Origin of the sequence: uncultured Bacteroides sp. (assembly GCF_910578895.1) — a bacterium.
GTDB lineage: Bacteria > Bacteroidota > Bacteroidia > Bacteroidales > Bacteroidaceae > Bacteroides.
The window spans coordinates 1-7846 of the sequence record NZ_CAJTSC010000086.1; the positions used below are offsets into that span (position 1 = coordinate 1).

Here is a 7846-nt window from a genome sequence, read left to right on the forward strand (position 1 = left end):
TCCAGCATGACGGCTTCATTGCCATAGGACAATAAGGCGGAAAAGTCCGGTTTCCCGTCCGGTGTCGCTTTTATGGCACACCTGTCGGAAACCTCCATCAGTTCCGATATGGAGAACGGTTTGAACAGGCATCCGGCAAAGCCTTTTGCCAATAGTTCCCCTTTGTTACAACTGCCCGAAGCGGTTGCCACAACCACCGGGATTGTTGGTGAATTGCCCACGTTGGACGAACGCAACAGTTCCAGCAATTCGAAACCGTTTATATCGGGCATATTCAAGTCTGTCAGCAACAGGCTGTATTCTTTCTGGCGTATCATTTCCATCAGTGCCGCAGCATCGGTGCAAGTGTCGCAGTGTATTCCTTCTTGGGAATACATCTCTTTCAGCATCAGAAGTAATACCTCATCATTGTCAATGGCGACAACATCATGGAATTTATTGTTATGATAAACAGGTGTATTGCTTGTATATCCAAGCTGTTCTTCAGCTTCCTGCATAGAAATTTCAACTGTGAAACGACTGCCTTTCCCTTTCTTGCTGTCTAAACGGATTGTTCCGCCAAGCATCGACACAATATTACGCATTATGGCAAGCCCAAGCCCGAAACCCTCCTTTGCGGCGGCATTTGATAGACGTTCAAACGCACCGAACGCTTGTTTCTGTTCCTCTTCTGTCATGCCTGTACCTGTATCTTCAACGACCAGTGTCAGAACTCCATTATCATATTCAGTAATCAAAGAAACACCGCCTTCTTCTGTGAACTTGACAGCGTTTGACAGCAGGTTATTCCCGATTTGTATTATTCGCTCTTTGTCGGTCAATACAATGGCATCGTGTCCAGTCTTCACGGACAAGGACAGCCCTTTGTTCACGGCAACAGGCATGAACTCCGTTTCAAGTGTGTGCGTGATTGCTGAAATCCGGCAGGGTGACAGACGGGGCTGTTCCTTGCCGTTGTCCAGGCGGAAGAAGTCAAGCAAAGTGTTAAGCATATCCCGCATACGGTCGGAGGATTGCAGTATGTTTTGGATATACTGCCCGGACTTATCCTCACACTGTTCTTTCCGTATCAGTCCGGCATAGCCTGTTATTGCTGTCAGCGGTGTGCGCAGTTCATGGGTGATAGTATGTACCGCCTTCTTCCTTGACGTTATCAGTGCCTCGTTCCGTTGTACGGATTGTTCCAGTTGCCTTATCAAATCAGTTGTCTTGTGCTTGTATTGTTTAATGCTTTTTGCATCACGATGTATGATGATGTAGGAAATTAACAACAATAGAAGAACGAATCCCATTAAACCGCCTACTTGCATAAATGACTTTTCACGCATGGCAACTATTTCGTTTTCCCGGCTTTGCAGTTCGGTTTGTACCTTTTCTTCTATTTGGCAAATCAATTCTTGCAGTTGTCTGTTAAGTTCTGCATTACGAGCTGCAAGGCTGTCGGCTTGTTCCGACAATTGGCGATCCTGCACTTTCTGTTCGCTGATTACGTTTCTATTGACCGAATGAAGGATAGTGGTTGATACTGCTGGAGTTACTTCCTTTTTTTTGCCGAATATGCCTAAGAAACCTTTTCGTTTTGGCTTTTTGGACTGTTCCTGCACACTTTTCTGTACAATAACCGGAATTTGATTGGCTATCTTCTTGTTAATAGATTGTTGTTCATCCATTAACCGGACTATCTGGAACATCTGTCGTTCCTTATCCTCTAAAAGACTGCGCACACTATCGATGCGCTCTGCTGGATAGGTGGCCTTGAAACGGCAGAGCATACTGTCCATTGCCATACGCCGTGCATGGTAATGCTCGATATCTTTATCGTTCCATTCCAGTATTGTTTCACCCAATAGAGAAAATTTTATCATTTGAATATTGATATTGTTTATTTCTTTTCGGAGCTCGTCTATTTTTTTATTGCCAAGTTCTAATGCTTCTATCTCCTGCCATTCATAGAGGCTATTATATGCCATACATCCGATAAGAATGGAGATAAGTATATATCCCAACCGTATTGCCTTATAGAAATTTCCTGACCGCTCCATTATTTTAATGACATTGATTTTTGGAACATGAATAAAAGTTTATCTTTTTCGTTCATGCGGATATTATCAGAATAACCGTCTTTTGTTATTTGATACCCACATGGCTTAACCATAAAAATGCCTAAGCCCTTAGTGTACGAACTTACTTCTGAGGCATAGTCTTTACTTGTATTTAATGGAACTTTCCCTTTAATATGACACCACTCATTATTACAACTGATGTCTTCAATCTCAGACATCAGTTTTTGCAAATCTGTAATAGCTTTGGAACTCGCTACTTGGGGTATCTGCAACTCAAAACAGAGCATCGGTTCGAGAATGTCCACACCTGACTGTTGCAAAGCCAGCCTGAAGACATAAGGGGTCAGCTGTCTGAAATCAGCAGGTGTACTTACCGGGCTATAATACTCGGCTTGAGTAAAAGTTACTTTCAGATCTGTCACTTCCCATCCATGTAAACCAGATTGGCAAGACATACGAATCCCTTCAAAAACGGCATTTTGAAAAGAATGGTTCAGATAACCATAGGAGATGTCACTTTCGATTTGCAACCCTGCCCCTAACGGTAAGGGTTCAAGAGTCAGCCCTATTGTGGCCCAGTAAGGGTTGGGTGGTACTTCGATCTGAATAATCTTATTGACCTTTTTTATAGGTCGTTCTTTGTAGATAGTCTTGATCTCATCAAAATGGACCTTTACGGAAAATCGTTCTTCCAGCAATGTCTGTATGATTTCCTTTTGGGTCAAACCATATAACGAGATTTCCAATTCATCACTATATGAGTTTATGGAAAAGGACAAAGACGGGTCTTCAATCCACAATGTATTCAGAGCGGATATCACCTTGCTTCTCTCTTCGGGCTTATTTGGCCGGACGGAGGATTTGAGAGCGGGATGCTGATGAGATAATCCTTGAATCAAACAAGGTTTAGCACCTAAATAATCTCCGATTCGAAAATCTTCTATATCTTCTACAATCGCGATATCATTGGCACCCACTTCATCAACATTTATCTCTCTGCCCTGATAAATAGTCTTTAGATTTTTAATCTTGATGAATTTTTCCGAATCGTTGATTCTTACAACGTCTCGAAGTCTCAGACTTCCGTCAATTATTTTAAGAAAACTTCTTTTATGCCCTTTGGGGTCATGCTCTATCTTATAGAGATAAGCTGAAAGTCTGTTTGAGACTGATGCCGGAGGAAGTATAAAAGAAGAAATGGCGTCCAACAACTCATTGATACCGATATTGAACATTGCTGATCCATGTAGCACCGGATAGACTTTGGCTTTTGCCACAAGAGCGATTATCGTATTCCAATAATCAGCCGGTGAAATTTCGCTATCCGCCAAATATCGTTCTAATATATCGTCGTCATGGTTGCATACAAATTCTTTGTATTCTTCCTTTATATATGTTTGGGAGCAAACCGGATAAACCGATCCATCGACAACAGTTTGCATAAACAGGACATCTTGCGACAGATTTGTTTTTATATCCATATACAAACGCTCCAAATTCACACCGGCACGGTCAATCTTATTGATAAATATAATTGTCGGGATTTGCAGCTTTTGTAAAGTACTGAACAGCAACTTTGTCTGCGCTTGTATGCCTTCCTTTGCGGATAAGATGAGGACTGCTCCATCAAGCATTTTGAATGTCCGCTCCACTTCCGCAATAAAATCCATGTGTCCCGGAGTGTCAATGATATTGCATTTCACTCCATTCCAGATAATAGATGTCGTAGAAGCCCGGACAGTAATTCCTCTACGTTTCTCTATATCCATAGAGTCCGTTATGGTGTCACCATTATCCACACGGCCGCACTTTTCCGTTGCTCCACTGGCAAACAGCAGATTCTCGGTTACGGAAGTTTTTCCTGCATCAATGTGAGCAAGAATTCCTAAATTTATAATATTCATTTGGATTAAGCAATAATATACTACAGTAGATGCATTGTCGAAACGCACCTTTTAATACCTCCTCGTAGCATATGAGAACTACAGGATTACTAACTCGTATTAATATGTATATTATTACTGCCGCATAACGATTACAAAATTACACAAAAAAATATATCTAACAAAAGTGGGAGGATTTTTTAACTTTTTACCATAGACATTTTATTAGGGAAGCGTAGGTTCAACTGGCAAGTACAAATAAGTAGAAATGTTTGAACAACACCGTTTTAGGAAGTTGAAAAATCAAGTTTCTCTCTCGGTATAGCGTTTATTTTGGCCAATATCTTCTTTAGTTTAGCATTTGTGTATTTCCCATTCGTGTTCTATTTAGCTCCTTATTATGAGTATGTAGCAAGTTACTTATCAAATTCAGCCTCTTTGAGGGTCAAATATGGTTTTGCAAATGGTGACTGACAAGACATAAACAAGGTCAGCAGGAATTTTTTACATAAATGGACATGAATGTATATAACCTAAAATAAGAATAAATTTTAATAAGGGCTGCCCAAAAAGAAAAAAATGCAGTTGCCATCCTATAGATACTTGCAGAAAGGATAAAATTTACTTTTAGACCTTTTGGGATAGCCCTTATTAATACTTCAGATAAAATTCCTTAGGTTATATTTTCAATCCTTTGGACCGGGTTTCCTCCTTGGCATACAGTCCCGGACGCCCGATTATGACATGGTTGGCAACGATACTATCCGCCGGACTGCGTATCTGCGGCGGTGCATTTTCGGGATATTGCGCCTGCCTGTTCCTCACATCTTCCGCTTCCGGCTTGAGCTGTTGCCCTTCATTCTCCTTTTCTGCGACTTCGGGCGTGGGTGGCGCAAGCTCCAGCTGAATTTTTCGGTCAAGGGCGGCAAGTTCGGACTTCAACTGCTTCAGCTCGTCCTCCTTCTTCCACACCTTACCCGCTATCTCCTGTAACTGCGGTATCTCCATCTCCAGCACCTCGTTCTTCGCCTTGTACTGGTCGATGATGGAGGGTATCCTCTCCATCGCGTTGAGGAAGTTGCGGGCGGCGGCCAACGGGTCAGCCATCGCCAGATGCCCGTTGTTGTAGGTGTACTTGTAGTTCCCCTCGACCACGAAGCGGTTGTCGGTGAACTCCAATCCCTCTTTGAGTATCCTTTCGCTCACCACCTTTATCGGAAAACCGTAAAGTTCACCGACCTGCGTGTACAACCCTCCGGTCGTGGCATTCTTGGCTATCTCCTGCAAACGCTTTCCGATGACCTTCTCATCGGCGGAATCCACTCCGTCCACCTTTATTATATTAAGGCGGTTGCCCTCCTTGTCGGTCTGCACCACCGACAGGAAGCGGTTCCAGTCCTCCGTCATGGCATCTATGAAAGCCGTGTTGTTGCGCAACTCGCCGGTCTTTGACTCCAGCTTGAACTCCGAATCACGCTTGCCCTTGTTGAACGACTTGCGTTCCCCTTCGAGCGATGCGATCCGCTTTTCCAGTTTCGCCTTGTCCAACAGGTCGGTATTGCCGGAGAGCAACGCCATGTATTCCGAGAAATTCATGCCCGATTTTTCGTCCATTGCCCCCTCGTCGATGGTACGCGCACCCATCGCACCGCTTTTGAGCTGGCTTATGAAAGTCTGCTTGCAGTGCAGGAGGTTGAACTTGTAGCTGTCCAGTGACTTCTCCACCGCGTAGATGATTACATCCACGTTGTTCCCGGCGAAATGTTTGGCAATCTCATTACCTGCCCTAACTCCGCGTCCGTCACGCTGTTGCAAGTCGGACGGTCGCCACGGCGTATCGAGATGATGGATAGCCACACACCGTTTCTGGGCGTTCACACCCGTTCCGAGCATAGAGGTAGAGCCGAACAGCACACGCACCGTCCCGGCGTTCATGGCGTCTATCACCGCCTTCCGCGCCTTGTCGGTCTTGCACTCCTGAATGAAGCGCACCTCGCTTGGCGGTATACCGTAGTCCTCCGTCAGTTTGCGCTTGATTTCCGAATAGACGTTCCACCCGTCGCCCGGCTGGTATGTCCCCAAATCAGAGAAAACGAACTGCGTGCCTTTCTGGGCGTCGTATTTTTGATAATACTCCGCGATCATCTTGGCACAGTGACTCGCTTTGTTGTCGGGATGATCTTCGTAATTCGGGTCTATCATGCGCATGTCGAGTGCCATTTTCCGGGCATAGTCCGTGGCGATGAGCATCTTCGCCTTTTCTTCCGTTTCCGAAAGCGGCAGCCTGCCCAACAAGGTGGCATCGCCCGTCTTGGCGAACTGCATCAGTTTCTGTATGAAGTCCTCCTGTTCCGGCGTGGGCGGTATATGGTGCAGTATCTCGTTCTTGGCAGGACGGTCAACGCCCACATCCTCCGCCGTGCGGTAGTCCGTGATTTCATTATAGAAGGCGGCAAGCTCCGGCACTTTGATGAAGTAGCGGAAACGCTCCTTCTGGACCACATTGTTCGTCACGTTAAATTCAAAATCCGTCGTCTTCTTGGCAAATATCGCCGCCCAAGCGTCGAAACACCTTATGTCCTGCCGTTCCAGCTCCTTCGGGCGCAGGTACTTGAACAGCAGGTACAATTCAGTCAGTGAGTTGCTGATAGTCGTGCCGGAGAGGAAGGTCGCACCCAAGTCTTTTCCTGTGCGCTCCTGTATGGTGCGTATGGCAAAGAGCATGTTAAGTGCCTTCTGGCTTCCCTCGCTGTTTCCCAATCCCGCCACACGGTCGTGGCGCGTGTTGAAAGTCAGATTCTTGAACTGGTGGCTCTCATCTATGAAGATGTGGTCGATGCCCATCTGCTTGAAATCCACCACGTCGTCCGTGCGTGACTTTATGGCGTGTTCCACCTTCTCCAGCTTCGCTTCAAGGTTGTGCTTGCGCTTCTCCAATCCTTTCAGCATCGCCCGCGACACGTTCTTTCCCTGCTGCCGTAGCACTTCGAGGTTTTCCTCCACCGTGTCAAGCTCTGCTTGCAGGATGCGCTGCTGCAATTCCGGCGACTGCGGTATCTTGCCGAACTGGTCGTGCGACATGATGACGCAATCGTAGTCGTTGTTCTTTATATTATTGAAGAAGCGCACACGGTTGGCGGTCGAAAAGTCCTTCTCCGAAGCGTACAGAATACGTGCGTTGGGATATGCCGCCTGATAGGTGGCTGCAATCTCCGCAACGTTGGCTTTCAGCCCGATAATCATCGGCTTGTGTGCCAAATTCAGACGCTTCATCTCATGCGCGGCGATGCACATTATCAGCGTCTTACCGGTTCCCACCTCGTGGTCGCAAATTCCGCCGCCGTTCTGTTTCAACATCCAGACGCAATCCATCTGTGAGGGATAGACGCTCTTGATACCCCGGCTTGCCAGCCCTTTCAGGTTGAGGTCGGGAAAGGTCTGATGGGAGCCGTCGTAGCGCGGGCGCACGAAACAGTTGAACTTGCGGTTATACATCGTCACAAGCCGCTCCTTGAACTGCGGCGACTGCTCTTCGAGCCATTCGGAGAAGCCGTTTCGTATCTCGTCAATCTTGGCGTTGGCGAGTTGTATTCCCTCGCTGTCGCGCATCTTGATGTCGTTGCCATGCTCGTCCTTGCCGATGGACTTCATCATGTCAGGGCAGGTGTTGTGCAGGGCGTGTTTTAGGAGGTGCATACCGTCATAGTTCCGGTAATACCCCTTCACCAGAAACTCGTCCGTGATTTTCATGGTGCGGTAGCCGCACACCACCGAAAACTCGTCCATGCTTGCGGAATAGGCGATTTTCACCTCCGTGTCGAACAGCCGGCTCATGTAGGCGGCATAGACACCCGTCGGAATCCAGCGTTCCCCGAAATTGAAGTCCAGATCCTCGAAGGC

At 46.4% G+C, this 7846-nt stretch carries 3 protein-coding genes; all 3 read right to left on the reverse strand.

From position 1 onward, the window contains the following. Positions 1-2042, reverse strand: a 2042-nt coding sequence (locus QZ327_RS13800; RefSeq protein ID WP_294620235.1) for an ATP-binding protein, incomplete at its 3' end; no start/stop codon positions are given. After that, positions 2042-3967 (reverse strand): tetracycline resistance ribosomal protection protein Tet(Q), encoded by a 1926-nt coding sequence (gene tet(Q) / locus QZ327_RS13805; RefSeq protein WP_004291466.1) that lies wholly within the window; start codon positions 3965-3967, stop codon positions 2042-2044. The genes QZ327_RS13800 and tet(Q), both read right to left, overlap by 1 nt. 657 nt (positions 3968-4624) lie before the next feature. Next, positions 4625-7846 (reverse strand): helicase-related protein (locus QZ327_RS13810; protein ID WP_294620238.1); only part of this gene is annotated, 3222 nt, incomplete at its 5' end.